Here is a 25,130-nt window from a genome sequence, read left to right as displayed (position 1 = left end):
GGAGAGCAGAACCACCACCATGTCCAGAACACCCACCGCCGCGCGGTCCGTCGACGACGACACCGCCGCAGGCCGGACCCGGAGCGCGCCGTGAAGGCCGTCCGGACGCTCGTCGTCCTCGCGTCGGCGGCCCTCGCCGCCGGCACCGTGGGCGCCGTCTCGAGCGCCGACGCCCGCACCCAGTTCGGCAGCCTGGCGACCGCCACGCCCGTGCTGCCCGCCGCGACCGCCAGCCCCACGCCGACGCCTCCCGCCGGCGGTCGTCCGCCGACCTTCTCGGAGGACTTCGACACCCCAGCGGCGGCCGACGGGCCGTTCGCGGCGACCTACGCCGGGTCGTGGCAGCCCTACCCGGACGGCATGGGCGGCAAGTACTGGTCCGGGCCGCTCATCAGCGCGCACGACGGGTACATGGACGTCGCGATGGACGGCAAGCGCGGCGCGGCCGGCACGTTCGGGACGCCCGACGACGCCTGGGACCACGTCGGCGGGACCTTCAGCGTCCGCGCGCGTGCGGTCGGTGGCGACGGCAACGGCGCCGCGTTCATGCTCTGGCCGACGTCGGACGACTGGGCGGAGGGCGAGCTCGACTTCCCGGAGGGGAACTTCCAGGAGACCGTCGGCGCGTTCACGCACTCGATGGTGCCGGGGCAGGAACGGCAGGCCGCCGGGCTGCACACCGACACGACGTGGCGGGAGTGGCACACCTACACGACCGAGTGGGTGCCCGGACAGGTCGTGCGGTACTCGATCGACGGTGAGGTCGTGTTCGAGACGCACGAGCACGTCCCGACGACCGCGCACCGGTACATGTTCCAGATCGGGGACTGGGGGCAGCCGGGGCACCTGGAGATCGACTGGGTCCGGAGCTGGACGCCGTAGGGCGCGGCGGGGCGGGGCGGGCCGCGCCCCGCACGGCCCCGCGGGCCGGGGCGCTGGCGTCCGTGGTCGGGTGTCCCGGGTTGGGGTCTTGTGTCCGCGGTCCGCCCGGGCGTCCAGGGTCCGGAGTCGGGCGTCGCCGGGTCCGCCCGGGTGTCCAGGGTCGGGGTCGGGCGTCGCCGGGTCCGCCCGGGCGTCCAGGGTCGGGACCGGGCGTCCCGCTACGCTCGTGCGGTGCACAGGCAGTCCCGGTGGGTCGAAGGCGTCGGTTTCGTGGTCGCGTTCGCCGGCGTGCACGCCCTGCTCTGGTGGCTGACCGCCGTATCCGCGAACCTGCCGCTCGGCGACGTCACGATCACCTACCGTCGCTGGATCGAGACCGGGCACGTCGACCACTCGTGGGTCGGCATCGACTCGGCGTGGGTGTACCCGATCCTGGCGATCGTGCCGATGGCCGCCGCCGCGATCGGTGGGACCGCGTCGATCGGCACCGGGTGGCTCGTGCTCATGGTGGTGCTCGACGCCGTCGCGTGCGCGGCGCTGTGGCGGCACCGGACGCTCGGCGTCCGGGTCGTGTGGTGGTGGCTCTCGTTCCTCGTCGCCCTCGGGCCCATCGCACTCGGGCGCATCGACACGGTCGCGACCGCGGTGGCCCTGGTCGGGGTCGCCTTCGTCGCCACGCGGCCCGCCGTCGCCTCGGCGCTGTTCACCACGGCCGCGTGGGTCAAGGTCTGGCCCGCGGCGCTGGTCGGCGTGCTCCTGCTGCTCCGGCGCGGCCACCGCCGAGCGGTCCTGGCCGGAGCCGGCGTCGTCACCGGCCTCGTCGTCCTCGTCGACGTGCTGTACGGCGGCGCCTCGCACCTGCTGTCGTTCATCGGCGAGCAGACCGGTCGAGCGCTGCAGATCGAGGCGCCCCTCGCGACGCCGTTCATGTGGGCCGCCGCCGCGCGGGTCCCCGGTGCCGGCGTGTACTACGACCGCGAGATCCTGACCTTCGAGATCGCCGGACCGGGCACGCACGTCGCCGCCGCGCTCTCCATGCCGCTCATGGCGCTCGTGGTCGTCGGCGGGGTGCTGCTCGCGCTGGTCGCCGCGCACCGCGGTGCCCGCCGGGCCGAGGTCGCCCCGGTGCTCGCGCTGCTCCTCGTCGCCGCGCTCGTCGCCACCAACAAGGTCGGGTCGCCGCAGTACGTCGGCTGGTTCGCGGTCCCCGTCGTCTGGGGGCTCGTCGCCGGGCGACCCAGCGCGCGGCGGTTCCTGCCGGTCGCGGTCGCCGTGCTGCCGATGGCGGTGCTGACGCAGGTCGTCTACCCGGGGTTCTACGACCAGGTGCTCGCGGTGCAGCCGTGGGTGCTCGTCGTGCTCACGCTGCGGAACCTGCTCGAGGTCGCCGTGCTCGTGTGGGCGGTCGTGGTGCTCGTGCGGGCGGCGCTCGCCGGGGGCGGGGGCGGGGCCGGGGCCAGGGCCGGTTCCGGTGCCGGTGCCGGTGCCGGTGCCGGGGTCGGGTCGGCTGGTCGGTCCTCCGTCGCCGAGGACACCGCGTCGCGCGGTGCCCGCGGGGTGGTGCGTCCGGAGGGGGAGCGCGGGGTGGTGCGTCCGGAGGGGGAGCGCGGGGTGGTGCGTCCGGAGGGGGAGCGCGGCAGGATGGACGCATGATCGTCGCCTTCTCCGTCGCCCCGTCCGGTGGTCCCGCAGCGACCTCGGACGGCTCCGTGCACGACGCGGTCGCCGCCGCGGTCCGGGTCGTCCGCGAGTCCGGACTGCCGAACCGCACCTCGTCGATGTTCACCGAGGTCGAGGGGGAGTGGGACGAGGTCATGGACGTCGTCAAGCGCGCCACCGAGGCCGTCGGCGCCTACGGAACGCGGGTCTCCCTCGTGCTCAAGGCCGACATCCGTCCGGGGCACACCGGCGAGATCGACGGCAAGCTCGAGCGGCTCGAAGCGGCGCTCGGGGACTGAGCCGCGGGGAGCGGCTCGGGCTACGGGTACATCCGGCCGTTGTTGATGTCCCGCTCCGCCTGGCGCAGCGCTTCGGCGATCTCGGGATCGCTCCCGTCGAACGCCCGCGAGCGCGAGCCCGGGTCGGTCAGGTGGTGCATCCACGACCACAGGGCGACGAGCGCGAGCAGGACGACGCCGGTTCCGATCCACCACCACATGCCGCGAACGCTACCCGAACGGGTCGGTCCTGTGCAGACGAGGCGCGGCGCTGCGTTGCGCAGCGCGTCCGACGCGAGCGCGGCCGTCGGCTGCGCGTCGGTGGGGCGCACCGCCGTCGGGTGCGCGGGTCAGCCGACGTCGTCGCGGCGGAAGCGGTGGTCCGGTTCCGGCTTGTCGATCGTGGTCGTGTAGGAACCGATCGAGAACCCGTGGCCGAAGAAGCTGTCGAGGTCCTCGTAGCCGACCGCGAGGGTCAGTCCGCCCGAGTCGAGCCAGACCTTCGTCGGGTCGTCACGGTGGCTCGTCCAGGTGCCGGTCGTGGTGACGGGGCCGCTCGTCCGGCAGGCCTCCGGCTGCGGCGCGAGGGCCGAGGAGGAGTCGCACGCGACGTCGAGGGGGAAGTCCTCGACCGAGAAGGAGCCGTCCTGGTCGAGGACGAGCGTCGAGCCGTCAGCGGCGCTGGTCCACGTACCGACGTACTGCTCGCGGGGGTCCGGGTCGCGGGAGCCCGGCCCGCCCAGCGGGGACGCACACGCCGTGGTGGTCGCGACCGCGGCGAGCACGCCGAGCACGGCGGTGCTCCGGGCACCACGGACGCGAGTCCGCGAGCCGGCCGCAGGTCCGTGCGCTCCGCCCGCGATCCGCGCTGCCGTCGCCCGTCTCCGAGCGATGCGCCGGTGGTCCGTGGGCACTGCGTCCCCCTCGTCACCCGTCCCGTTCCCCGCCGCCGATCGTAGCGGGAGCGCTCCCTGCCGACAGCCCGGGCGACACGCCGCAGTGGTCCCGGGGATGTCGGTGGGCGGGTGTCTCATGGTCGTCATCGAGCCGCACCCGCGGCCGGACCGACGACCACGAGGAGCGCGTGATGACCCACGACGGCTGGTGCCCTGACTGCGATCTGCAGACGGTCGTGATCGACGCGGACGAGCAGGGTGAGAACGGCTGGGCGACGTGCGTCGAGTGCGGAGCCGGTTGGGTGCACCGGGACGAGATCCGGGAGGCACGGTCCTCGCGGTCCGAGCGCACGGAGCGCCGGGCGGCCTGACGCTCCCGCTGGAGCGCCGGCAGTGGGGCGAGCCCGTCCCGTCGACGGTCAGGCCTGCCGTGGGTCGTGCCGTGCGGCTCCGCCCGACCGGTTCGCCGCGTGCGCCGTCGAATCGATTCGTCTCGGGCTTCCCCGATGGCGTTGGAGCGGTCTACAGTGGTGATGGGTCGCTGTTCGTCCACGCCGACGGCGGCCACCGCAGGCCGCTGAGCGTGGACGTCGTCCCAGAGCAGCGGCCCCGCGACGGTCGGCCTCCCAGTCCCGGATCCGTCGCCCTCGGTCGTCCCGACGCATCCGGCCCGACGACACCCGCCCTGCCCTTCCTCGTCCGAGAACAGGTCCCATGACGCTCACCACGCCGACGCAGCGCGCACTCGCGCTCGTCGCCCTCGCCCTCGGCGGCTTCGCCATCGGTTCGACGGAGTTCGTCGCGATGGGGCTGCTGCCGAACATCGCCGAAGCGCTCCTGCCGCACCAGTACGCCGTCGACCCCGACGCCGGTGTCGCGCACGCGGGCTGGCTCGTCAGCGCCTACGCACTGGGCGTCGTGGTCGGTGCGCCGACGATCGCCGCGATCTCGGCGACGTTCCCGCGCAAGGGCCTGATCCTGGTCCTGCTGGTCGGCTTCGTGGTCGCCACCGTCGCGAGCGCCGTGCTGCCGAGCTTCGGACTGGTGCTCGTGGCCCGGTTCGTCGCGGGGCTCCCGCACGGGGCGTACTTCGGGATCGCCTCGATCGTCGCGGGCGAGATCATGGGGCCCGGCAAGCGCGGCAAGGGCATCGCGATGGTCATGCTCGGTCTGTCGATCGCGAACGTCGTCGGCGTCCCTGCGATCACGTGGGTCGGGCAGAACGCCGGGTGGCGCGCCGCCTACGGGGTCGTCTCGCTGCTCTTCGCACTGACGTTCTTCGCGGTGGCGGCGTTCGTGCCGCGCAGTGCCCGCGACGAACACGCGACGATCGGGAGGGAGCTCCGCGCCTTCCGCTCGCCGCAGCTCTGGATCGTGATGGGCCTCGGAGCCGTCGGCTTCGGTGGGTTCTTCGCGGTCTACTCGTACATCTCGCCGCTCGTGCAGAACGTGACCGGACTGCCCGAGGCCGCCGTGCCGCTCGTGCTCGTCGTCGTCGGGCTCGGCATGGTCGTCGGTGGCGTCCTCGGCGGGCACCTCGCGGACCGCAGCGTCAAGCGGACGATCTACTTCGGCATGCTCGCCCTGATCGGCGCGCTCGTCGTCACGGTCACGACGGCCCAGTTCGTCTGGGGGGTCTTCCTCGGCGCGTTCCTGCTCGGCGCGACGGCGTCCGCGATCCCGCCCGCGGTGCAGTCGCGGCTCATGGACGTGGCAGGCGACGCCCGCACGATCGCGGCGGCGCTCAACCACTCGGCGTTCAACATCGGCAACTCGCTCGGTGCGGCCCTCGGCGGCGCGGTCATCGCGGCCGGCTTCGGCTTCCTGGCGCCCGCGTGGCTCGGGATCGTGCTCGCGCTGCTCGGCCTGCTCGTCACGATGGTGAGCTACGGGGTCGAGCGCCGGACGACCCGTCGCGCCGGTCTCCGGGCGACGTCACCCTCCACGGGCCCGATCACCGCTCCCGTCCCGACCGTCTGACGCCGCGGGCGCCCACCCGCGCGGTGCTGCGTCTGCACTGCCGGAGCGACAGATCGCGGCGGCGGGAGGGGCGACCACCTCGCCGAAGTGACAGATGCCCGCGGATGGTCGCCACTGATCTGTCGCTCCCGTGTGGGCAACGGGGTCGCCCGGGAGGCGCGTGGCGGGCCGGCACCGCGCCTCCCGGCGGACGGCGTGCGGGCCGGGAGGCGGCGTGGCGGGCTTGCACCGTGCCTCCCGGCCGTGCGGTGTGGTCGCGAAGGCGACAGATCGCGGCCGCGACGCGGCGACCACTCCGTCGAAGCGACAGATCCCGGGGAACAGTGGGCGCCGATCTGTCGCTTTCGCGAAGGGGGCGCCAAGGTAGCGGTACCCCGGCGCGTGCCTCCACCACCGGGACAGCTCCAGCACGCAGCAGGGGCGGGCCCGGAACCCTGACCCGCCCCTGCGCTCAGCCGTCGCCGGCTGCGGACCTACAGCCCGAGGGGGCTGCCGTCCTGCACGATGATGCCGTCGGTGATCGCCCGCTTCCGCAGTGCCACCTTCGTGCCGACGTCGAAGCCCGCGACGCGGTACTTCTCACGGATGCGCTTGAGGTAGCTCTTGGCGGTCTCCTCGGAGATGCCGAGCTGGTAGGCGACGCTCTTCACGGGCTCGCCGCCGCCGTAGAGCGCCATGACGCGCCGCTCCTGCGCGCTGAGCTTCGGCACGCCGCCGACGTCGCCGCTGTTGATCGCCAGGTCGAGCTCGGCGGACACGTACTGCTCGCCGCGCTGTGCGGCGCGGATCGCCTCGACGATCATGTCGGCGTCCTCGCTCTTCACGAGGTAGCCGAGGGCGCCGGCGCCGAGGGCCTCGCGGACGACGTTCGGCTCGGAGTACGTGCTCATGACGACCGTCTTCACGCCCGCGGTCTTCAGCGTCGAGATCTTCAGGGACACCGGGATGGAGTCCTTCAGGTCGAGGTCGAGCAGCACCACGTCGACGGGGAACGCGGAGTTCGTCAGGAGCTCCGGCCAGGTCGTGACGGCGGCGACGAGCGTGATGTCGTCGGCGGCACTGCGGATCCACTCCGTCAGCGCACCGAGGAGCATCCGGTGGTCGTCGACCAGTGCGAGTCGGATCGGTTCCTCTGGAGTCGCCATCAGGCGTCCTTTCTCGAAGGCGTGCCCGCCGATCCTAGGCGGCAGGACGCCGTGGGTCGGGCAGGCGGAGCGGGTGTCCGGCAGTTCGGGCCCGGCCGGGCGGACGTGGTGGTGCGTTCGGGGCGGCGTGTCGCCGTGCCGCTCCGGGGTCACATGGTCGGGTGCCGGTCGACGACGCAGTGCGCGACGACGTGCAGGACCCCGTCACGGACCGAGTCGGTGTACGGACCGATGCGCTGCAGGGCGCTCCACGCGGTGGGTCCGAGTCGGCGACGGGGGACCCCGCGCGACTCGAAGACGACCGGCACGTCCATGCGCTCGTCGGTGACCGGGTGGCCGTCGGAGCCGATCGGCCCGAGTGTCACGGACACGACGGGGGAGCCCGGCTGGCTGGTGCGCCCGTCGCCGACCATCTGCCACAGCGCCTGCAGCAGTCCGTCCCGCTGGGCGGGCGAGAGGTGACCGGCCAGCGACTGCGGGTCGGTGACGGTGACCGAGCGGCCGAGCTGGTCGGACTCGGTGATCGCGTGGTAGAGCCAGGTCTCGCGGCGACCCTCGATGAGGTGCAGGCGGAGCTCGGTGGCGAGGGACGCGGCGACCGACGAGGACGCGTCGGACAGCGGGAGCGGGTCGGTGCCGTTCGCGACGGCGTCGAGGAGTTTCTCGGCGGCCAGGTCGAGGCGGGCGAGCTCGTCGGACGCGAGCATCCCGACGGCGAACTGCGGCGCCTGCACGTTGCTCTGCACGAGCACCCGGTCGAGCTCGCGCTGCACGAGCTGGCGGAACCGGTGCACGACGAACAGGGCGATCGACGGCGGGACGACCACGAGCGCGAGCATCGAGACGAGCCCGGGCAGGGTGTCCGAGGTGATCGGCGTGGAGACCAGGGCCATCGCGACGAACGCCGCCCCGAGGACGACGATCGCCCCGGCGACCTCGCGTGCCGGACGCAGCGTGGCGACGGGCAGCAGGGCGAAGCCGGCCGCGACGGACGCGCTCGCGGTGCCGGCGAGGTCGTGCTCCGGGTGGATGCCGACGAAGTCGAGCGTCACGACGCACGCGAGCACCACGCAGATGAGGGCGAACGCGGTGCCGGTGAGGCGCTCCCCGTAGGTCATCAGGCTCAGTCCGACCGCGATCGCCGCGACCACGTAGAGCGCCCACGCCGCCGCCGGCAGCCACGGGTCGGTGAGCTCGGGGGCCCGCACGAGGAAGAACGCGATGCCGGCGACGGCCTCGATCGCGGCCAGCACCGCGGCGCCGAGGCCGAGGTAGCCGGCGCCGAGCGACGCCCCGGGCTTCGCGGCCTGCCGGAGCGATCGTGCGCCCGTCGAGGTCGAGGGGAGCCCGCGCGCCTGTCGTCGCTCGTTGCCGCGGTAGCGCTCCCGGGCCTCGCGTCGGGTCCGTGGTGCAGCCTGCACGGTCTCGCCGGGCAGCCCGCGGCTGATGGTGTCCTCGGGGGTCCGGCTCATCGCGGTGCCTCCAGCACGACGGTGGTGCCCGACCCGGGGGCCGAGAACAGCTTGGCGTCGCCGCCGACCTCGCGCAGGCGGTTCACGACGCTCTCCTTGAAGCCGAGCCGCTCCGCGCCGACCGCGTCGAGCTCGAAGCCGACCCCGGAGTCGGTGACCATCGCGCGGACGGTCTCCTGGTCGTGCACGATCGTGACGTGCGCCTCGCCGACGCCGGCGTGCCGACGGACGTTCTCGAGGCACTCGCCGAGCGCGAGCAGGAAGGCGTCGAGCACGTGCGTGGGCAGCAGGACCTGGCCGGTGCCGTGCCAGCTGACCTCGAGCCCCATGCGGCCGAAGCGCTGCTTGACCGACTCGAGCGTCTGACCGAGCGGGGACTCCTCGGCGCGGGTGAGCGAGTAGTCGCCGGACTGCTGCGGCTGCGGCGTCGCGCCGAGTCGCAGGTGGCGGAGGAGTCGGGCGTCCTCGGCGGCCTGCTCGCGCATGGCCTGCTCCGAGACGCCGACACCGGAGTGGGCGAGGAGCGTCAGGGTGGCCAGCACGGTGTCGTGCAGCAGCCGGGCGCCCTGGCGTCGCTGCGCCTCGGTCTCGCTCGCCTGGCGCTCGGCGCGGTGTGCGGTGCCGATGCTCTGGATGCGGCGTGCGACGCGGGGGATGCTCCGCGCGATCCACACCGCGACCGTGGCGAGCAGCACCCAGCCGAGGGCGACACCGCCGACCGGGGCGGACAGGACGCTGCCGGTCGCCCACGAGACGACCACGAGGGAGACGACCCCGGCCGCCGCGGTCAGTCCGAGGCCGACCAGTGACGTGCGGTAGGTCATCAGCGGGGCGGAGAGCGACCCGGCGGCGAGCGGCACGACGGCGCTCGCGACCACGGGCCGCAGGTCGGGACCGGTACCGGCGAGGAGCAGCAGGAGGGCGCCGAGCCCGGAGGCCAGCGCCAGGGCGGTCCACCACACCGAGCCGTGCACGCCGAACAGGGCGAGGGCGGCGATCATCACGGCGATGCAGGCCAGCCCGGCGAGCAGGGGCACGAGCGGGACCGCCAGCGAGCTGACGACCGCGACCACCGAGACGAGTGCGCAGGTGATGCCCACGACACGGGTCGTCGACCGAAGCAGTCGGTCGCGCTCCTGTGCGAGGAAGTCCATCGGTGTCCTGGTGGTGACGGCGGTACGGGGAGCGAGCCCCGGTCGTCCCGGTGACTCGTTCGACATCATTCCACGGACGGCACCCGTTGGGGGGTCCTCGCCGCGCGGACGACGGGCGGATGGGGACCCGATCGTTACCGGGGGTCGCGCTGCGCGGACGCACGGGTCGCGCTGCGCGGACGCACGGGTCGCGCGGCGCGGACACGCCGGTCGTCCGCTCAGTCGAGCAGTCGCCGCAGGTGGGCCCCGACCGCCTCGTGCTCGATGAGGAACCCGTCGTGCCCGAACTCGCTCTCGATCACGGCCGCGCGGTCGCCGTCGAGTGTGTCCGGCACCCCGGCAGCGATGCGGTGCTGGTCCTCGACGGGGAACAGCCGGTCGCTCGACACCCCGACCACGAGTGTGCGGGCCCGGACCGTGCCGAGCGCGGCCGCGACCCCGCCCCGTCCGGCCCCGACGTCGTGCGAGTCCATCGCGTGCGTGAGGGTGACGTAGGACGCGGCGTCGAACCGCCTCGTGAACTTGTTGCCGTGGAAGTCGAGGTAGCTCTCCACGCTGAACCGGCCGTCGTCGCCGAGCGGGGAGACGTCGCTCTGCCACGACCGGGCGAACCGGCCGTTGAGCTCGTCCGAGGCCCGGTAGGTCATCAGCGCCATCCGCCGCGCGAGCGCGAGTCCCCGGTGCGGCCCCTCGCCGGGTTCGGCGTCGTGGTAGTCGCCGTCGGCGAAGGCCGGGTCCATCTGGATGGCGGCCCGCTGCAGGGAGTTCGCGGCGATCTGGTCGGCGGTCGTCTGCGCGGTGGTGGCGAGCAGGGCCAGCCGCTCGACGCGCGTGGGGTGCGCGACGGCGAACTCGAGCGCGTGCATCCCGCCCATCGACCCGCCGACGACCGCGGCGAAGCGCTCGATCCCCAGGCGGTCGGCGAGCTGCGCCTGCACGGCCACCTGGTCGCGCACGGTGACGAACGGGAAGCGCCCGCCCCACTCGCGGCCGTCGGGCGCCACGGACGAGGGGCCGGTCGTGCCCTGGCAGCCGCCGAGCATGTTCGGCGCGACGACGAACCAGCGGTCGGTGTCGATCGCGAGGCCGGGGCCGACGACGTCGCCCCACCAGCCGGCGGTCCGGTGCCCGGGCCCGGGCGGCCCGGCGACGTGCGAGTCCCCGGTCAGCGCGTGGAACACCAGCACGGCGTTGTCACGACCAGGGGTCAGGGTGCCCCAGGTCTCGTAGGCGACACGCACCGCGGGCAGTCGCCCGCCGCGTACCCGTTGCTCGCCGAGGGCCTCGAAGTGCCGCGCGCCGGGGTGGTCGCCCGGTCGCCAGGCCCCGGTGACGGGCGGTTTGCCGAGGGTCCCCAGCTCAGTGCCGGGCACGAGGGTGGACGGCACGGAGTCCTCGGGGGTCGTCTGCCAGTCCATGGTGCGTCCAGTCTGCCGGGAGGCGCAGGTCGCCGCCGCCGTGTTACGTCACGTCCGGCGGGTGGCCGGGTCCGGTGCGCGTGGTCGGGCGCGCACGGAGCGTCACCGTGGTCGTCGTGCGACAGCGGTGGTGTCGCAGCATGTGCGCGCATGGACGGTGGGCGGGCCAGTCGGCGCCGACGGCGAGCGTCACCGTGGTCGTCGTACGACAGCGGTGGTGTCGCACGATGCGCGTGCATCGACGCGCACGAGGTGAGAACGACATCGCCGCTGTCGGACGACAGCGGCGATGTCGTTCCAGGACGACTCGGCAGCACGGCAGCACGGCAGCACGGCAGCACGGCAGCACGGCACCACGACGACTCGGCGAGACGGCAGCGGCACGGCACGACGGCCGCACCGCCGCCCCGCGCTCTACGCGCGCTGGCCCTCCTGCGCGACCGCCCGCGCTGCCGCGAGCCCGGCCTCGAGGTCGGCGCGCAGGTCCTCGACGTTCTCGATGCCCACCGACAGCCGCACCAGGCCCGGCGTGACCCCGGTGGTGAGCTGCTGCTCGGGCGTGAGCTGCGAGTGCGTGGTGGAGGCGGGGTGGATCACGAGGGACCGCACGTCGCCGATGTTCGCGAGGTGCGAGAACAGCTGCAGGTTGTCCACGAACGCCCGGCCGGCCGCGACGCCGCCCTTGAGCTCGAAGGACAGCACCGCACCCACGCCGCGCGGGGCGTACTTCGTCGCCGCCGCGTACCAGGGCGAGGTGGGCAGCCCCGCGTACGCCACCGAGGCGACGTCCGGGTGCCGGTCGAGCCACTCGGCGATCTCCTGCGCGTTCGACACGTGCCGCTCGATCCGGAGTGACAGCGTCTCGATGCCCTGCAGGAGGGCGAACGCGGTGTCCGCCGAGTTCGACGCACCGAGGTCGCGGAGCAGCTGCACCCGCGCCTTCACGACGTACGCGAGCTCGTTGCCCACGGCCTGCGCGAACACGGCGCCGTGGTACGACGGGTCCGGCGTGTTGAACTCCGGGAAGCGCTCGGCGTGCTCGGACCAGGCGAAGCGCCCACCGTCGACGATCACGCCGCCGATGACCGTGCCGTGGCCGCCGAGGAACTTCGTCGCCGAGTGCACGACGATGTCCGCCCCGTGCTCGAACGGTCGGATGAGGTACGGCGTCGCGATGGTGTTGTCGACGATGAGCGGCACGCCGGACTCGTGCGCGACGCTGCTCACCCCGGTGATGTCGAGCACGTTGATGCGCGGGTTGCCGATGGTCTCGGCGAAGAACAGCTTCGTGTTCGGCCGGACTGCGCGACGCCACTCCTCGAGGTCGTCCTGGTCCTCGACGAACGTCGTCTCGATGCCGAGCTTCGCGAGCGTGTACTTGAACAGGTTGTAGGTGCCGCCGTAGATCGACGACGACGACACGATGTGGTCACCGGCGCCCGCGATGTTCAGCACGGCGTACGTCTCGGCGGCCTGCCCCGACGACACGAGCAGCGCGCCCGTCCCGCCCTCGAGCGCGGCGATGCGCTGCTCGACGACGTCGTTCGTCGGGTTCATGATCCGCGAGTAGATGTTGCCCGGACGGGCGAGCGCGAACAGGTCGCGGGCGTGGTCCGAGTCCTCGAACACGTACGAGGTCGTCTTGTAGATCGGCGTCGCCCGCGCACCGGTCGTCGGGTCCGGCTGCGCCCCGGCGTGGACCTGCGTGGTCTCGAACCGCCAGGCGGCGGCGTCGTTCGTGCTCATCGGTGCTCCTGTCGGGTGCGGTGGTCGTCGGGTCGCCGCGCGCCGGCCGGGAGGCCCGTGGCTGCGCTGCGTCGAGCGTCACGGTACGCAGGTGGGCGGGCCTGCACCAGCGTGGCCGCCACGCGACGTAACCGTCGCGTCCGCACCGCGGCCGACCCGGCCACGCGCCCGACGCGGGCCGAGGGGTGGACGGTGCACCGCGCCTCCCGTCCGGGACGCGCCGGGACCACTGGGACGCGCCGGGACGGACCGGGACGCACGCCGGTGCGCTCAAGCCGGGTCGCGCCGGAACAGCCAGTCGACCTTCGGCTCGAGCAGCCAGCGCATCCCACGGCGCACGAACGGCTGCGCGAGGAACAGGCTGACCGCGCACGCCAGCACGACCATGAGCAGCACGTAGGGCCACGCGGAGTGCTCGCCGGCCAGGACCCCGGACTCCCGGATCGGGTAGAGCACGAACGTGTGGAGCAGGTAGACGTACATCGTCGCCGCGCCGAACCGGGTGATCCACACCGTGCGCCGGGGCACGAGCAGCAGGAACGACGCCGTCAGCGCCGCCGCGAGGACCATCAGCCCGAGGCGCACCCCGCCGGCCCACCAGGCGTCCTCGCCGAGCCCCGAGTACGAATCGTCGTAGAAGAACCAGTGGTGCAGGTCGAACTGCTCGAACTGCGGCGTGAACAGCAGGCACGCGGTCGCCCACGCGGCGAACACCACGGCCGCGACCACCCGCACGCGCACGACCGTGCGACGCGGGGCCTCGTACCAGCGGTCGAACAGCCCCCACTGCTTGAGCTGCCACCCGACCAGGAAGAACGGCAGCAGGCTGATCGCCCGGCCGAGCGAGAACGTCGAGTCGACGTTGTCGAGGTACCCGACGCCGATGCTCAGCGCGATCGCCCAGACGAGCGGGAACCGCAGCTGTGCCAGGTACGGCAGGATCAGCCGGAAGATCCCGAGGGCGAGCAGGAACCAGAGCGTCCACGTCGGCTTCGTCAGGTTGAGGTCCTTGCCGCCCTCGACGACGGCCTGCACCACCGTCCAGATCGTCTGCATGACCACGTACGGCACGACGATGTCCGTGAAGGTCCGCCGCATCCGCTGCGCCGACGGGGTCTCGGCCGACGAGAAGTACCCGCTGATGACGCCGAACGCGGGCATGTGGAACGCGTAGATGAACGTGTACAGGGCCAGCGCGTGCTCGCTGCCGACGGTCTGCCGCTGGATCGCGTGGCCGATCACCACGAGCGTGACCGCGAGGAAGCGCGCCGTGTCCCACATCGGGATGCGGCGCGGGGTCCGACCTGGCTCGAGCTGCGTCGCGGGGGTCGAGGGCGCGGGGGGAGCGGCGTCCGTCGTCATCCCCGGTCACGGTACCGGAAGGCGACGGCCGGGGATCGGTACGGTGGAGCGGTCCGGTGCCCCGTCCGGACCGTGGCCGCCCGGCCCGTCCCACCCCTGGAGGAACCCCATGGCACGTCGCGCAGTCGTCACCGGAGCGAGCTCGGGCATCGGAGCGGCCACCGTGCGCCGGTTCCGCGACCACGGCTGGGACGTCCTCGCCGTCGCACGCCGTGAGGCGCAGCTGGCGGCGCTCGCCGAGGAGACCGGGGCGACCTTCCTGGTCGCCGACGTGACCTCGGCCGACGACGTCGCCGCGCTCGCCGCCCACGTCGACGGGCTCGGCGGGACCGACGTCCTGGTGAACAACGCCGGCGGCGCGTTCGGGTCGGCCTCGGTCGAGGAGTCCGACGTCGAGGACTGGCGCGCGATGTTCGAGGTGAACGTGATCGGGACGAAGCGCGTGACCGCGGCCCTGCTGCCGCAGCTGCGCCGCCGCGCCGCGGAGGCCGGGGTCGCCGACGTCGTCACCGTGACGAGCACCGCCGGGCACGTCGCCTACGAGAACGGCGGTGGCTACAACGCCGCGAAGTTCGCCGAGCACGCCCTGGTCGCGGCGCTCCGGCTCGAGCTGAACGGCGAACCGCTCCGCGTGGTCGAGATCGCGCCGGGCATGGTGAAGACCGACGAGTTCTCCCTCACCCGGTTCGGCGGCGACCGGGACAAGGCCGACGCCGTGTACGCCGACGTCCCGGGGCCGCTCCTCGCCGAGGACGTCGCCGAGGCGATCGTGCACGCGGTCGAGCTGCCCGCGCACGTGAACCTGGACCTCGTCACGGTGCGGCCGGTCGCGCAGTCGGCACAGCACAAGCTCGCGCGTGGGCCGCTCACGGTCCGGTCGTAGCGCGGCGCACGGGGTCGTCCGACCCGCGGGACGCGCGCGGTCGCCCGACGCGGGTCGCGGTGGACGCCGCTGTCCCGGTACCGTGGGCGGATGCCGATCAGCAGCGAACCCGGGTCGACCGCGCAGGCACCCTCGACCGTGACCGTGACGAGCGGACCCGAGGTGCTCGGCTGGCTGGAGTTCGGCGACGCGGCCCGCCTGCTCGCCAAGGACGTCCTGTCCTCCGGCTTCGAGCCCGAGGTCGTCGTCGCCGTCGCCCGCGGTGGCCTCATCATCGCCGGTGCCGTGGCGTACGCGCTCGGCACCAAGGAGTGCGGCTCGATCAACGTCGAGTTCTACACCGACGTCGAGCAGCGCCTCGAGGAGCCCGTCATCCTGTCGCCCGCCCTCGACGCCCCGAGCCTCGCCGGCAAGCGCGTCCTCGTGGTCGACGACGTCTCCGACTCCGGCCGCACCCTGCGCCTCGTCGTGGACATCATCCGGAACGCCGGCGCCGACGTCCGCAGCGCATGCCTGTACTCGAAGCCCGGCACCGTCCTCGAGCCCGACCACGTGTGGCGTCGCGTCGACGGCTGGATCACGTTCCCGTGGAGCGCCCTCGCACCGGTGACGGCCGAGTCGTGAGCATCCACCTCCTCGGCGGCGGCCCCGTCGTCGCCGCCGACGTCGTCCCGCACTTCACCGCCGAGGCGACCGCCCGTGCCGCCGCGGTGGGTCGGACCGTCCCGCGCGTCGCGCTGCTGTCCGTCGCCGGCGCCTCGGGGGCGTCGCCCTCGTCGACCGCCGACCTGGCCGAGGCGATCGGCGGTGCCCGGCAGGCCGAGGTCCTCGTGACCGAGGTCGCGCCCGGCGCCGTGTTCGACACCGCCGTGCTCAGCGACGTCGACGCGCTCGTCGTCGGCGGCGGGGTCACGCCGGACTACCTCGACGCGATCGCCCCGCTCGTCGACCAGCTCCGGCTGCTCGTGTCCGACGGCCTGCCGTACCTCGGGTACTCCGCGGGTGCGATGGTCGCGGCGGACCGGGCGCTCGTGGGCGGCTGGCGCATCGGCGGGGTCGAGGTCTGCCCGGAGGGGGCGTCCGAGGGCCTGGACGAGGTCGAGCTCCGCGAGGGACTCGGGCTCGTCGACCTGACGATCGACGTGCACGCCGTCCAGGCCGGCACCCTGGCGCGCCTGATCGCGGCTGCCGAGGCCGAGTTCGTCACCGCCGGACTCGCGATCGACGAGGACACCGCGCTCATCGTCGGCGAGGGTGCGCTCGAGGTGCGCGGCACCGGCAGTGTCTGGCGCGTCGTGTCCGGCGAGGACGCGGTCTCCGTCGCCACCATGGGCGCGTAGCCACCGCCGTGGTCGCCCCGCGCCCGCTCGCCGAGCTCGTCGACCCGGGCTGGGCCGAGGCGCTCGCCCCCGTCGAGGACGACGTGCACCGGATGGGCGACTGGCTCCGTGCCGAGGTCGCCGCCGGTCGGCACTACCTGCCCGCGGGCGAGCACGTGCTCCGCGCCTTCACCCAGCCCTTCGCCGACGTCAAGGTGCTCGTCGTCGGGCAGGACCCCTATCCGACGCCCGGGCACCCGATCGGCCTGTCGTTCGCCGTCGATCCGCACGTGCGTCCCGTGCCGCGGAGCCTGGCGAACGTCTACCGCGAACTCCGGGACGACCTCGGCGTGACCCCGCCCGAGCACGGCGACCTGCGGGCGTGGTCCGAGCAGGGCGTGCTGCTGCTCAACCGGGTCCTGACGGTCGAGGCCGGCGCGGCCGGCAGCCACCGCGGCAAGGGCTGGGAGGCGGTCACCGACCAGGCCGTCCGCGCACTCGTCGCCCGCGGTACTCCGCTCGTCGCGGTGCTCTGGGGCGCCCAGGCAGCGTCGGTCCGGCCGCTGCTCGCCGACACCCCGGTCGTGGCGTCGGCGCACCCGTCACCGCTGAGCGCCTCGCGGGGCTTCTTCGGCAGCCGCCCGTTCTCGCAGGTCGACGCGCTGCTCCGCGAGCAGGGCGCCGACCCGGTCGACTGGACGCTGCCGCCCGCCGGAGCGACCGCACCGTAGGCTCGGGTCGTGCTCGAGGAGGAATACCAGCGCCGGCGCGTCCTGCCCCGGCACCTGCGCGCGCCCGTCGCCGCCGAGGCCACGTTCACGTACACGATCCGGGCCGCCGAGCCCCGGGACCTCCCCGACGTGCGCGAGATCCACACGCACTACGTCCGGAACTCGTCGGTGACCTTCGACCCGGCCGCGTACACGTTCGCCCGCTGGAAGCAGCGCTACGACGAGGTCCGGCGCCGGGGCCTGCCGTTCCTGGTCGCCGAGAACCCGTCGGGGCAGATCCTCGGGTACGCGCTCGTCGACCCGTGGAACCCGCGGGACCGCTCGAACCACGTGGTCGAGGACTCCATCTACCTCGGCGCCGCGTCCGGCGGCAAGGGACTGGGGCGTGCCCTCATGGAGGCGCTGCTCGACGAGTGCCGGTCGGCCGGCGTGCGCGAGGTCATCGCGGTCATCGCGGACCGGCAGGCCGAGGCGTCGATCCGGCTGCACGAACGGCTCGGGTTCGAGGAGGTCGGGCGCATGGGCAAGGTCGGGTTCAAGTACGACCGCTGGCTCGGCACCGTCACGATGCGCCTGCGGCTGCGGGGACCGCGGCTGTTCGCACGCGGCCGACGGTAGCGGGCGCGCGACCGCGCGCGGTCCCGGACACGACCGCCGCGCGTCGCGACGCGACCACCGCGCGTCCCGACGCGACCAGGGGGCGGACGGGAGGCCCGTGGCGGCGCCGCCACGGGCCTCCCGTCCGACGGTGGGTCACGGTCACCGCGTCGGTGCGGTGCGCGCCTGCCGTCCGGCCGCCGGGGCCTCGGCGATGAACTCCTCGCGCGTGACGCGCAGGAGCGCGGTCGCGGCCGCGGACGCCGCGTCCGCGTCGCCCGCGACCGCCGCCAGGGCGACCGCCTCGTGCCGGGCCGCGGCGTCGCGTGTCCACCGGGTGATCGTGTCGCGGGACTCCGACGTGCGCGTGCGGAGCAGGGCCTCGACCGTGCCCGCGAAGTGGGCGAAGACCGCGTTCCCGGAGCCGGTCAGGAGCGCACGGTGGAAGCGCACGTCGGCCTCGAGGTAGGCGCGGGAGTCGTCCCGGGCGCACGCGTCGGTCATGTCCCGGGCGGCGGCCAGCACCGCGGCGGCCGGGGTCGGCTCGGTGCCGGCCGGGTCGGTCGCGGGTCCGTCGTCGGTGGGTCCGGCCGTGGGGTCCTCGGTGACCGATCGGGCGGCGACGAGCGACGCGGCCACGGGCTCCACGCCGAGCCGGAGCTCGAGGAGTTCCCGCTGCTGCGCGAAGTAGGCGGGGGAGGCGCCGCGCCAGCGGATCACGGTCGGTGCGAGCAGCTCCCAGGACGCCGTCGGACGGACGAGGGTCCCGACGCGCTGCCGCGGCTCGACGAGCCCGAGGGACTGGAGCACCCGCAGGGCCTCGCGGACGACCGAGCGGGAGACGCCGGCCTCGTCCGCGATCGTCTCGGGCCGGACGACGGTGCCGGGTGCGAGCTCGCCGTCGACGATGCGCTGCCCGAGCGTCTCGAGCACCTGTGCGTGCAGGCCCCGTGCCGTGGTCATCGGTCCTCCGTGGTGCTCGGTCGTGGTCGTGCCGGCCGTCGCTGTCGCCGTCGTCGTCGCTGTGACGACGTCCCCCATCGAAGCGGCAGACTGCGCGGCGAGGGGGACGGCACGCTGCGGTCCATCGTATGATCTGATTAATCAGATTATTCGGGTCGGGGCGGCAGGGTGCCCCGCACGGCGCCGACCGGCGCCCACGAACGCGACGGGGCCGCGGTGCAGCGGCCCGGGAAGGGGCACCGATGCCTCACAGCAGCAGCGGACTCGCGACGGCGACCACCGCGAGCACCGCGCACGCCGGGTCGGTGGACCCGCTGCACGGCCTGACCGTGTTGGCGGCGGAGGGCGGCGGCACCCAGACCGTCGACCCGTCCGGGTCGGTGACGCAACTGGTCGTCGCGGCGCTCGCGGGGATCGTCGTCATCATCGCGCTCATCACCTGGCTCAAGGTGCACCCGTTCATCGCGCTGCTCGTCGGTGCGCTGGGGGTCGGTATCGGCGCTGGGCTCGCGCCGGACAAGGCCGTGACGAGCTTCGGCAACGGCTTCGGCGCGACGATGACGAGCGTCGGCATCCTCGTGGGCCTCGGCGCGATGTTCGGCCGCATGCTCGTGGACTCGGGTGCCGCGGACCGCGTGGTCGACACCCTGGTGCGGCGGTCCTCGAAGGCCGCGCTGCCGTGGACGATGGCGCTCATCGGGGCGCTGATCGGCCTGCCGATGTTCTTCGAGGTCGGCCTCGTGCTGCTCATCCCGATCATCGTGCTCGTCGCGAAGCGCAGCGAGGTGCCGATCATGAAGATCGCGGTGCCCGCCCTCGTCGGCCTGTCGACGATGCACGCGTTCGTGCCGCCGCACCCGGGGCCGCTCGTCGCCGTGTCGACCGTCGGCGCGGACCTCGGCACGACCCTGGCGTTCGGCATCGTGCTGGCGATCCCGGTCATCGTGCTCGCCGGCCCGCTGTTCGCCCGCCTCGCGGCGCGCTGGGTCGACATCCCCGCGCCCGACATGTTCTCGTCGCGCGGCGGCTCCGGTCCGTCGGACCCCGCGCACGCCGGTCGGGAGGCACGGCGCGGCCCCGCCACGCAGGACACGGCCTCGCTGCCGCACGGGAAGAGCGACTTCACGCGCGTCATCAGCGAGCCGCGCAGCCCGTCCTTCGCGGTCGCGCTCGTCGGCATCCTGCTGCCGGTCGTGCTCATGCTCGCCCAGGCGGTGCGCGAGGCGACCGCCCCGGACGCCACCGGCGGGTGGGTGTCGCTGCTCGACTTCCTCGGTTCCCCGACGATCGCGATCGGCATCGCCGCCGTGTTCGCGATGGTGTTCTTCGCGATCGGCGGCGGGATGGACCGTACGGCCGTCGCGAAGTCGCTCGAGGACGCCCTGCCGCCGATCGCCGGTGTGCTGCTCATCGTCGGTGCCGGCGGCGGCTTCAAGCAGGTGCTCATCGACACCGGCATCGGCGGCGTGATCGCCGACGCCGTGCAGGAGTCGGGCGTCTCGGTGCTGCTCGTGGCCTGGGCCGTGTCGGCGCTCGTCCGGGTGGCGACCGGTTCGGCCACCGTCGCGACCGTCACCGCCGCGGGCATCATGGCGCCGATCGCCGAGGGGCTGTCCACGCCGGAGACCTCGCTGCTCGTCCTGGCGATCGGTGCGGGCTCGGTCTTCCTGTCGCACGTCAACGACGCCGGGTTCTGGCTCGTGAAGGGGTACCTCGGCACCACCGTCGGGCAGACGTTCAAGTCCTGGACGGTGCTCGAGTGCCTCATCTCGGTGATCGGCCTGGGCGGCGTGCTCCTCGCCGGGGTGTTCCTGTGACCGCGGGTGCGGGGCCGACGGGGTCCGACGCGGCCCCGGCCGCACCGTCCGTCGGGTCGCCTGCGGTCGGGACGTCGGACGTGCGGGTCCTGGTCGTCATGGGCGTCTCCGGTTCGGGCAAGTCGACCGTCGCTGCGATGGTCGCGGACCGGCTCGGATGGGACCTCGCCGAGGGCGACGACATGCACCCGCCCGCGAACGTCGCGAAGATGCAGGCGGGCACCCCGCTCACCGACGAGGACCGCTGGCCGTGGCTCGACGTCGTCGCGTCGTGGATCGGCGACCACCTCGACCTGGGCCGCCCCGGTGTCGTGACCTGCTCGGCCCTGAAGCGCTCCTACCGTGACGTGCTGCGGGCGCCCGGCGTGGTGTTCGTGCACGTCGCCGGGGACGGCACCCTCATCGCGGACCGGATGGCCGCACGCTCCGGGCACTTCATGCCGACGTCGCTCCTGGCGTCCCAGCTGGCGACGCTCGAACCGCCGGAGGCCGACGAGGCGCACCTGACGGTCGCCGCGGACCGGACACCGCAGGAGGAGAGCGCCGAGGTCGTCGAACGCCTGGGGCTCACGCCCGTCAGGTGAACCAGATCGGGGTGCCGACCGGCAGTGCTGCGAGCGTCTTCGTCATCGCCGCCGAGATCCGCACGCAGCCGTGCGAGCTGCCGGTCGGGTCCGGGTAGTAGTGCAGCGCGGTGAGCGCCGCGTTGCCGCCGTACTGCGGGATCCGGGACGAGTGCGCCCCGGTGAGGATGATCGGGTTCCCCTGCGTGTAGGTGACGCGCGCGTCGACGTAGGCCGCCTCGACGTAGGTCGCGGTCCCGGTGGGCGTCGGGTCGTCGGGTGTGCCGAGCCGGGCGGTCTCGGTGGCCGAGACGGCACCGTCCCTGCCGACCACGGAGACCGTCGACGCGGCGACGTCGACCCGGATCATCCGGTCGACCGACGCCAGGGTGAAGTCTGCCGCGCGTGCCCAGGCGAAGGTCGCGCTCGGCGCGGTCGGGTCGCCGCCGTCGCCGGGGGTGCGGTTGCGTGCGGGCGTGGAGACGAGCACCATCCCACCGTCGAGGCCGGGGGAGCGTCCCCACACGGCGGTGACCGCCGGGGTGTCGAGTGTGGTGACCGTCGACGCGAGCGTGGCGACCGGGGCGGCCGTCGCCGCGGGGTCGGCGTACAGGGCCACGAGCGGCGCGTTCGGCGTCGCGATGGTCCACTGCTCCTCGGGCTGCACCCGCGTGCCGTCGAGGAGCGCCGGCACGACGGCGTCGTGGTACGCCAGCGGGAGTGCGGCGAGGGTCTCCGCCGACGGTGCGGCCGGGACCGCCGGGAGTGCCGGTGTCGGCGTGGGGGTCGGTGTCGGTGCCCGTTCGGTGGTGCGCACCGCACGGGGTTCCGCCTGTCCGCCACCGCCGACGGCGGCGCCGATCCCGACGCCCGCGACGGCGAGCACCCCCACCGCTGCGAGGACGATGCCCCAGGTCTTCCGCTGCATGTGTCAGCCTCCCCGACCCCAGTCCACCAGATCCCGGCCGTGCGGGCACGCGGGGTCGGCCGGGCGACCCGCTGCGCTCAGACCTCGGTGACCCGCCCGTCCTCGACACGCCACTGCCGGTCGAGCCGCACCGTGTCGAGCATCCGGCGGTCGTGCGTGACGAGCAGGAGCGTGCCGTCGTAGGAGTCGAGCGCCTGCTCGAGCTGCTCGATCGCCGCCAGGTCGAGGTGGTTCGTGGGTTCGTCGAGCACGAGCACGTTCACCCCGCGGGCCTGCAGCAGCGCGAGCGCCGCACGGGTCCGCTCGCCCGGCGACAGTGCCGCGGCGGGACGTCCGACGTGGTCGGCCTTCAGCCCGAACTTCGCGAGCAGCGTGCGGACGTCGGCGGTGGTCATCTCGGGCACGAGGTCCTCGAACGCCGCGGCCAGTGGCTGGTCGCCGGCGAACGCCCCGCGCGCCTGGTCGACCTCGCCGATCGCGACGTTCGACCCGAGCGAGGCCGTTCCCGAGGTCGGGGCGACCCGGCCGAGCAGGGTGCGCAGCAGCGTCGACTTGCCGGCCCCGTTCGGTCCGGTGATGCCGATCCGGTCCCCGCCGGAGACCTGCAGCGACACCGGTCCGAGGGTGTGTTCGCCCTGCTGCACCACGGCCTGGGACAGGGTCGCGACGACGGCCGACGAGCGCGGGGCGCTGCCGATCGTGAAGGCGAGCTGCCACTCCTTGCGCGGTTCCTCGACCTCGTCGAGCCGGGCGATCCGCGACTCCATCTGCCGGACCTTCTGTGCCTGCTTCTCGCTCGACTCGCTCGCGGCCTTCCGGCGGATCTTGTCGTTGTCGGGGTTCTTCTTCATCGCGTTCCGCACGCCCTGGCTCGACCACTCGCGCTGGGTCCGGGCACGCGAGACGAGGTCGGCCTTGGTCGCGGCGAACTCGTCGTACGCGTCGCGCTTGTGCTGCCGGGCGACCTCGCGCTCCTCGAGGTACGCGTCGTACCCGCCGCCGAAGATGCGGTGCGACGACTGCGCCAGGTCGAGCTCGAGCACGGCGGTCACCGAGCGGGCGAGGAACTCGCGGTCGTGGCTGACCAGGACGACCCCGCCGCGGAGGCCGTGCACGAACTGCTCCAACCGCTCGAGGCCGTCGAGGTCGAGGTCGTTCGTGGGCTCGTCGAGCAGCACCACGTCGAAGCGGGACAGCAGCAGCGCCGCGAGGCCCACCCGGGCGGCCTGCCCGCCGGACAGCGCCGTCATCGGGGAGTGCGGGCCGACACCGTCGCCACCGGCCGTGACCGCGAGGCCGAGCTCGCCGAGCACGACCGGCAGGCGGTCGTCGAGGTCGGCCGCCCCGGACGCGAGCCACCGGTCGAGGGCGACCGAGTAGCGGTCCGCAGCCGCGTCGTCGGCGTCGGGGGCGCCGAGTGCCTCGGCGGCCCGGTCCATCGCGACCGTCGCGTCCGCGCAGCCGGTGCGCCGTGCGACGTAGTCGGCGACCGTCTCACCGTCGACGCGCTCGTGCTCCTGCGGCAGCCACCCGACGAACGCGTCCGGCGGGTTCGTCGACACCGACCCGGCGAGCGGCTCGTCGACGCCCGCGAGCAGCCGCAGCAGCGTCGACTTGCCGGCGCCGTTCACGCCGACCAGGCCGATCACGTCACCCGGGGCGACCGTCAGGTCGAGCCCCTCGAAGAGCGTGCGGGCGGCGTGGCCGCCGGCGAGGTCCTTGGCGACGAGCGTGGCGGTCATCCGGCAATCGTCCCACGGTCGGCCCCGCCGTCGTCGCGCCCACCACCGGCCGGGAGGCGCGGGTCGGCCCCGCCACGCGCCTCCCGGCCGCGCGTGCCGTCGGCCCGTAGGGTCGGCGGATGCGCCACCTGCTCCGACTGGACGACTGGACCCTCGACGACGCCGACGCGGTGTTCGCCCTCGCCCGGGCGTACGAGCGCGGAACCGGCCCCGTCCTCGGCGGAGCCGCGGCGATGTTCTTCCCACCGACGAGCCTGCGCACGCGGGCCTCGTTCGAGCGGGGGGCCGTGCTCGCCGGGATGCAGCCGATCGTCTTCCCACCGGAGACCCTCGACAAGGACGAGGCACCGCGGGACGTCGCGGCGTACCTGGCGCAGTTCGTCGACGTGCTCGTCGTGCGGCACCCGGACATCGCGCTGCTCGAGGCGCTCGCGGCGGCCGCCGCCGTCCCGGTGGTGAACGCGATGACCTCGGAGAACCACCCGTGCGAGGTCCTCGCCGACCTCTACGCGCTGACCGGGGGAACGGACGTCGGCGCGCTCCGGGTCCGCTTCGTCGGCGCGGACGGGAACATCGCACGGGCGTGGGCCGAGGCGTCGCGCCTGTTCGGCTTCGACCTCGTGCAGTGCTGCCCGAGCGCACTGGCGACCGCCGGACTCGCCTGGACCGACGACCTCCGGGCCGCCGTCGCGGACGCCGACGTCGTCGTCACCGACGGGCCAGGACCGCACGCCGGTGCGCTGGCGCCGTTCCGGGTGACGGCTGAGGTGTTGTCCTGGGCGCCGACCGGGGTCCGGTTCGCACCCTGCCCGCCCTTCGTCCGGGGTCGCGAGCTCGCCGCGGACGCGCTCTCGGGTGCGGCGTTCGTCGGGTACGCGGCGAAGCGTGCCCTGGTCCCGGTGCAGCAGGCCGTGCTCGCCCACTGCACCGGATGACGCGGGGCGCCCGGTCACCAGCTGCTGGCAGGATCGAGGCGTGTCGACGCTCATCGTGACCGCCCACCCGGATCCTGACTCGCTGACGCTCGCCGTCGCCCACCGACTCCGAACGGCGCTCGACGCCGCTGGTGCGGGCCCGGCGACGATCGCGGACCTCGCCGCCGAGGGGTTCGACCCCCGCTTCACGGCAGCCGACCGGCACACCTACCGGACCGGCACCGACCCGGCGCCCGACGTCGCGGCGGAGCAGGCACGCCTCGACGGGGCGGACCACCTGGTGCTCGTGTTCCCGGTGTGGTGGTGGTCGGTACCGGCGCTGCTGAAGGGATGGCTCGACCGGGTGTTCGTGAACGGCTGGGCCTTCGGCGTCGGTCCGGACGGGCGCATCGACCGACGGCTCGGGCGCCTCACGGTGCACCTCCTGCCGATCACGGGCGACGATGCCGGGGTGTACGAGCGGCACGGCTACGAGCGCGCACTCCGGACGCAGCTCGAGCACGGCGTGGTGGACTTCTGCGGCGCGGTGCGCGGGGCGACCGCGTTCGTCCACGAGTCCGAACACGAGGACCCGGCCGTGCGCGAGCATGCCGTGGCGGCCGCGGTCGAGCGGGTCGTCGCCGCGGTGCGCCCGTCCCCGTGACGCACTGCCGCCCACCT

The 25,130-nt window shown here is 73.9% G+C and carries 25 protein-coding genes; 14 read left to right on the top strand and 11 right to left on the bottom strand.

What is annotated here, in order from left to right:
* The first annotated feature begins 90 nt into the window (after nucleotides 1-90).
* The 3 genes from QOL16_RS10085 to QOL16_RS10075 all read left to right on the top strand — a co-directional run bounded on the left by QOL16_RS10085 (nucleotide 91) and on the right by QOL16_RS10075 (nucleotide 2,840).
* Nucleotides 91-882, top strand: coding sequence for a glycoside hydrolase family 16 protein (locus QOL16_RS10085; protein WP_071284005.1), 792 nt, complete (start codon nucleotides 91-93; stop codon nucleotides 880-882).
* A 231-nt stretch (nucleotides 883-1,113) separates the two neighbouring features.
* Nucleotides 1,114-2,535, top strand: a complete 1,422-nt coding sequence (locus QOL16_RS10080) for a glycosyltransferase 87 family protein (RefSeq protein WP_305404394.1) — start codon at nucleotides 1,114-1,116, stop codon at nucleotides 2,533-2,535.
* Complete coding sequence (locus QOL16_RS10075; protein WP_065962980.1) at nucleotides 2,532-2,840, top strand: thiamine-binding protein; 309 nt, start codon at nucleotides 2,532-2,534, stop codon at nucleotides 2,838-2,840. Before QOL16_RS10080 ends, QOL16_RS10075 begins: the two co-directional genes overlap by 4 nt.
* 20 nt (nucleotides 2,841-2,860) lie before the next feature.
* Here QOL16_RS10075 and QOL16_RS10070 read toward each other — a convergent pair whose 3' ends face one another.
* Entirely contained in the window at nucleotides 2,861-3,040 is a 180-nt protein-coding gene (locus tag QOL16_RS10070; protein ID WP_139197581.1) for a hypothetical protein, read from the bottom strand.
* Nucleotides 3,041-3,169: 129 nt separating this feature from the next.
* Entirely contained in the window at nucleotides 3,170-3,613 is a 444-nt protein-coding gene (locus tag QOL16_RS10065; protein WP_071249214.1) for a hypothetical protein, read from the bottom strand.
* A gap of 293 nt (nucleotides 3,614-3,906) precedes the next feature.
* On the opposite strand from QOL16_RS10065, the gene QOL16_RS10060 reads away from it, so the two are divergent.
* Nucleotides 3,907-4,086, top strand: a complete 180-nt coding sequence (locus QOL16_RS10060; RefSeq protein ID WP_071249216.1) for a hypothetical protein — start codon at nucleotides 3,907-3,909, stop codon at nucleotides 4,084-4,086.
* Between the two features lie 343 nt (nucleotides 4,087-4,429).
* Complete coding sequence (locus QOL16_RS10055) at nucleotides 4,430-5,695, top strand: MFS transporter (RefSeq protein ID WP_071249218.1); 1,266 nt, start codon at nucleotides 4,430-4,432, stop codon at nucleotides 5,693-5,695.
* A 473-nt stretch (nucleotides 5,696-6,168) separates the two neighbouring features.
* On the opposite strand, the gene QOL16_RS10050 is transcribed toward QOL16_RS10055, so the two are convergent.
* The 6 genes from QOL16_RS10050 to QOL16_RS10025 form a co-directional block, all read right to left on the bottom strand.
* Nucleotides 6,169-6,840 carry a response regulator transcription factor gene (locus QOL16_RS10050; RefSeq protein WP_065962989.1) on the bottom strand — a complete coding sequence of 224 codons (672 nt, stop codon included), beginning with the start codon at nucleotides 6,838-6,840 and terminating at the stop codon, nucleotides 6,169-6,171.
* Nucleotides 6,841-6,989: 149 nt separating this feature from the next.
* Entirely contained in the window at nucleotides 6,990-8,312 is a 1,323-nt protein-coding gene (locus QOL16_RS10045) for a hypothetical protein (protein WP_083230272.1), read from the bottom strand.
* Complete coding sequence (locus tag QOL16_RS10040; protein WP_071249220.1) at nucleotides 8,309-9,466, bottom strand: sensor histidine kinase; 1,158 nt, start codon at nucleotides 9,464-9,466, stop codon at nucleotides 8,309-8,311. Before QOL16_RS10040 ends, QOL16_RS10045 begins: the two co-directional genes overlap by 4 nt.
* Nucleotides 9,467-9,684: 218 nt before the next feature.
* Entirely contained in the window at nucleotides 9,685-10,884 is a 1,200-nt protein-coding gene (locus QOL16_RS10035; RefSeq protein WP_071284001.1) for a homoserine O-acetyltransferase, read from the bottom strand.
* Nucleotides 10,885-11,298: 414 nt separating this feature from the next.
* Nucleotides 11,299-12,630, bottom strand: coding sequence for a bifunctional o-acetylhomoserine/o-acetylserine sulfhydrylase (locus tag QOL16_RS10030; RefSeq protein ID WP_065962995.1), 1,332 nt, complete (start codon nucleotides 12,628-12,630; stop codon nucleotides 11,299-11,301).
* A 270-nt stretch (nucleotides 12,631-12,900) separates the two neighbouring features.
* Nucleotides 12,901-13,992, bottom strand: coding sequence for an acyltransferase family protein (locus tag QOL16_RS10025; RefSeq protein WP_071283998.1), 1,092 nt, complete (start codon nucleotides 13,990-13,992; stop codon nucleotides 12,901-12,903).
* Between the two features lie 109 nt (nucleotides 13,993-14,101).
* On the opposite strand from QOL16_RS10025, the gene QOL16_RS10020 reads away from it, so the two are divergent.
* The 5 genes from QOL16_RS10020 to QOL16_RS10000 all read left to right on the top strand — a co-directional run bounded on the left by QOL16_RS10020 (nucleotide 14,102) and on the right by QOL16_RS10000 (nucleotide 17,543).
* A complete protein-coding gene (locus tag QOL16_RS10020) occupies nucleotides 14,102-14,875 on the top strand; it encodes an SDR family oxidoreductase (protein WP_065962999.1) in 774 nt (257 codons plus the stop codon).
* 90 nt (nucleotides 14,876-14,965) lie between these two features.
* A complete protein-coding gene (locus QOL16_RS10015) occupies nucleotides 14,966-15,499 on the top strand; it encodes a phosphoribosyltransferase (RefSeq protein ID WP_253181657.1) in 534 nt (177 codons plus the stop codon).
* Complete coding sequence (locus QOL16_RS10010) at nucleotides 15,496-16,215, top strand: Type 1 glutamine amidotransferase-like domain-containing protein (protein WP_071283994.1); 720 nt, start codon at nucleotides 15,496-15,498, stop codon at nucleotides 16,213-16,215. Before QOL16_RS10015 ends, QOL16_RS10010 begins: the two co-directional genes overlap by 4 nt.
* An 8-nt stretch (nucleotides 16,216-16,223) precedes the next feature.
* The gene (locus tag QOL16_RS10005) at nucleotides 16,224-16,925 is read left to right on the top strand and encodes a uracil-DNA glycosylase (protein ID WP_071249230.1); all 702 of its coding nucleotides are present in this window, start codon (nucleotides 16,224-16,226) and stop codon (nucleotides 16,923-16,925) included.
* A 9-nt stretch (nucleotides 16,926-16,934) separates the two neighbouring features.
* Nucleotides 16,935-17,543, top strand: a complete 609-nt coding sequence (locus tag QOL16_RS10000; RefSeq protein WP_065963005.1) for a GNAT family N-acetyltransferase — start codon at nucleotides 16,935-16,937, stop codon at nucleotides 17,541-17,543.
* A gap of 141 nt (nucleotides 17,544-17,684) precedes the next feature.
* On the opposite strand, the gene QOL16_RS09995 is transcribed toward QOL16_RS10000, so the two are convergent.
* On the bottom strand, nucleotides 17,685-18,485 hold the full coding sequence (locus QOL16_RS09995; RefSeq protein WP_071284150.1) for a FadR/GntR family transcriptional regulator: 801 nt from the start codon (nucleotides 18,483-18,485) through the stop codon (nucleotides 17,685-17,687).
* A gap of 242 nt (nucleotides 18,486-18,727) precedes the next feature.
* Between QOL16_RS09995 and QOL16_RS09990 the strand changes: the two genes are divergently transcribed.
* Together QOL16_RS09990 and QOL16_RS09985 are read left to right on the top strand one after the other, a co-directional pair.
* Nucleotides 18,728-20,302, top strand: a complete 1,575-nt coding sequence (locus QOL16_RS09990; protein WP_253181658.1) for a GntP family permease — start codon at nucleotides 18,728-18,730, stop codon at nucleotides 20,300-20,302.
* 80 nt (nucleotides 20,303-20,382) lie between these two features.
* On the top strand, nucleotides 20,383-20,886 hold the full coding sequence (locus QOL16_RS09985; protein WP_370692520.1) for a gluconokinase: 504 nt from the start codon (nucleotides 20,383-20,385) through the stop codon (nucleotides 20,884-20,886).
* Here the strand turns inward: QOL16_RS09985 and QOL16_RS09980 are convergent.
* Both QOL16_RS09980 and QOL16_RS09975 read right to left on the bottom strand, forming a co-directional pair.
* Entirely contained in the window at nucleotides 20,879-21,793 is a 915-nt protein-coding gene (locus tag QOL16_RS09980) for a L,D-transpeptidase (RefSeq protein WP_065963006.1), read from the bottom strand. The two genes, QOL16_RS09985 and QOL16_RS09980, sit on opposite strands and share 8 nt — an antisense overlap.
* Nucleotides 21,794-21,870: 77 nt before the next feature.
* The gene (locus tag QOL16_RS09975) at nucleotides 21,871-23,535 is read right to left on the bottom strand and encodes an ABC-F family ATP-binding cassette domain-containing protein (RefSeq protein ID WP_071283991.1); all 1,665 of its coding nucleotides are present in this window, start codon (nucleotides 23,533-23,535) and stop codon (nucleotides 21,871-21,873) included.
* 119 nt (nucleotides 23,536-23,654) lie between these two features.
* Here QOL16_RS09975 and QOL16_RS09970 point away from each other — a divergent pair, with 119 nt between their 5' ends.
* Together QOL16_RS09970 and QOL16_RS09965 are read left to right on the top strand one after the other, a co-directional pair.
* Entirely contained in the window at nucleotides 23,655-24,470 is an 816-nt protein-coding gene (locus QOL16_RS09970) for an ornithine carbamoyltransferase (protein ID WP_065963011.1), read from the top strand.
* Between the two features lie 40 nt (nucleotides 24,471-24,510).
* On the top strand, nucleotides 24,511-25,113 hold the full coding sequence (locus QOL16_RS09965) for an NAD(P)H-dependent oxidoreductase (protein WP_071283988.1): 603 nt from the start codon (nucleotides 24,511-24,513) through the stop codon (nucleotides 25,111-25,113).
* The last annotated feature ends 17 nt before the right edge of the window (nucleotides 25,114-25,130 follow it).

It is taken from the genome of Curtobacterium sp. MCBA15_004 (assembly GCF_001865055.2).
In the GTDB taxonomy this organism is placed as follows: domain Bacteria; phylum Actinomycetota; class Actinomycetes; order Actinomycetales; family Microbacteriaceae; genus Curtobacterium.
This window is presented reverse-complemented; position numbering and strand designations above follow the sequence as displayed.

Excerpts from the sequence above, each read along its gene's own strand:
- QOL16_RS10050 (WP_065962989.1), bottom strand. The coding sequence starts at position 6,840 with ATGGCGACTCCAGAGGAACCGATCCGACTCGCACTGGTCGACGACCAC.
- QOL16_RS09980 (WP_065963006.1), bottom strand. The coding sequence starts at position 21,793 with ATGCAGCGGAAGACCTGGGGCATCGTCCTCGCAGCGGTGGGGGTGCTC.
- QOL16_RS09990 (WP_253181658.1), top strand. The coding sequence starts at position 18,728 with ATGCCTCACAGCAGCAGCGGACTCGCGACGGCGACCACCGCGAGCACC.
- QOL16_RS10035 (WP_071284001.1), bottom strand. The coding sequence starts at position 10,884 with ATGGACTGGCAGACGACCCCCGAGGACTCCGTGCCGTCCACCCTCGTG.
- QOL16_RS10020 (WP_065962999.1), top strand. The coding sequence starts at position 14,102 with ATGGCACGTCGCGCAGTCGTCACCGGAGCGAGCTCGGGCATCGGAGCG.
- QOL16_RS10040 (WP_071249220.1), bottom strand. The coding sequence starts at position 9,466 with ATGGACTTCCTCGCACAGGAGCGCGACCGACTGCTTCGGTCGACGACC.
- QOL16_RS10075 (WP_065962980.1), top strand. The coding sequence starts at position 2,532 with ATGATCGTCGCCTTCTCCGTCGCCCCGTCCGGTGGTCCCGCAGCGACC.
- QOL16_RS09975 (WP_071283991.1), bottom strand. The coding sequence starts at position 23,535 with ATGACCGCCACGCTCGTCGCCAAGGACCTCGCCGGCGGCCACGCCGCC.
- QOL16_RS09970 (WP_065963011.1), top strand. The coding sequence starts at position 23,655 with ATGCGCCACCTGCTCCGACTGGACGACTGGACCCTCGACGACGCCGAC.
- QOL16_RS09995 (WP_071284150.1), bottom strand. The coding sequence starts at position 18,485 with ATGACCACGGCACGGGGCCTGCACGCACAGGTGCTCGAGACGCTCGGG.
- QOL16_RS10060 (WP_071249216.1), top strand. The coding sequence starts at position 3,907 with ATGACCCACGACGGCTGGTGCCCTGACTGCGATCTGCAGACGGTCGTG.
- QOL16_RS10025 (WP_071283998.1), bottom strand. The coding sequence starts at position 13,992 with ATGACGACGGACGCCGCTCCCCCCGCGCCCTCGACCCCCGCGACGCAG.
- QOL16_RS10015 (WP_253181657.1), top strand. The coding sequence starts at position 14,966 with ATGCCGATCAGCAGCGAACCCGGGTCGACCGCGCAGGCACCCTCGACC.
- QOL16_RS10070 (WP_139197581.1), bottom strand. The coding sequence starts at position 3,040 with ATGTGGTGGTGGATCGGAACCGGCGTCGTCCTGCTCGCGCTCGTCGCC.
- QOL16_RS10055 (WP_071249218.1), top strand. The coding sequence starts at position 4,430 with ATGACGCTCACCACGCCGACGCAGCGCGCACTCGCGCTCGTCGCCCTC.
- QOL16_RS10030 (WP_065962995.1), bottom strand. The coding sequence starts at position 12,630 with ATGAGCACGAACGACGCCGCCGCCTGGCGGTTCGAGACCACGCAGGTC.
- QOL16_RS10045 (WP_083230272.1), bottom strand. The coding sequence starts at position 8,312 with ATGAGCCGGACCCCCGAGGACACCATCAGCCGCGGGCTGCCCGGCGAG.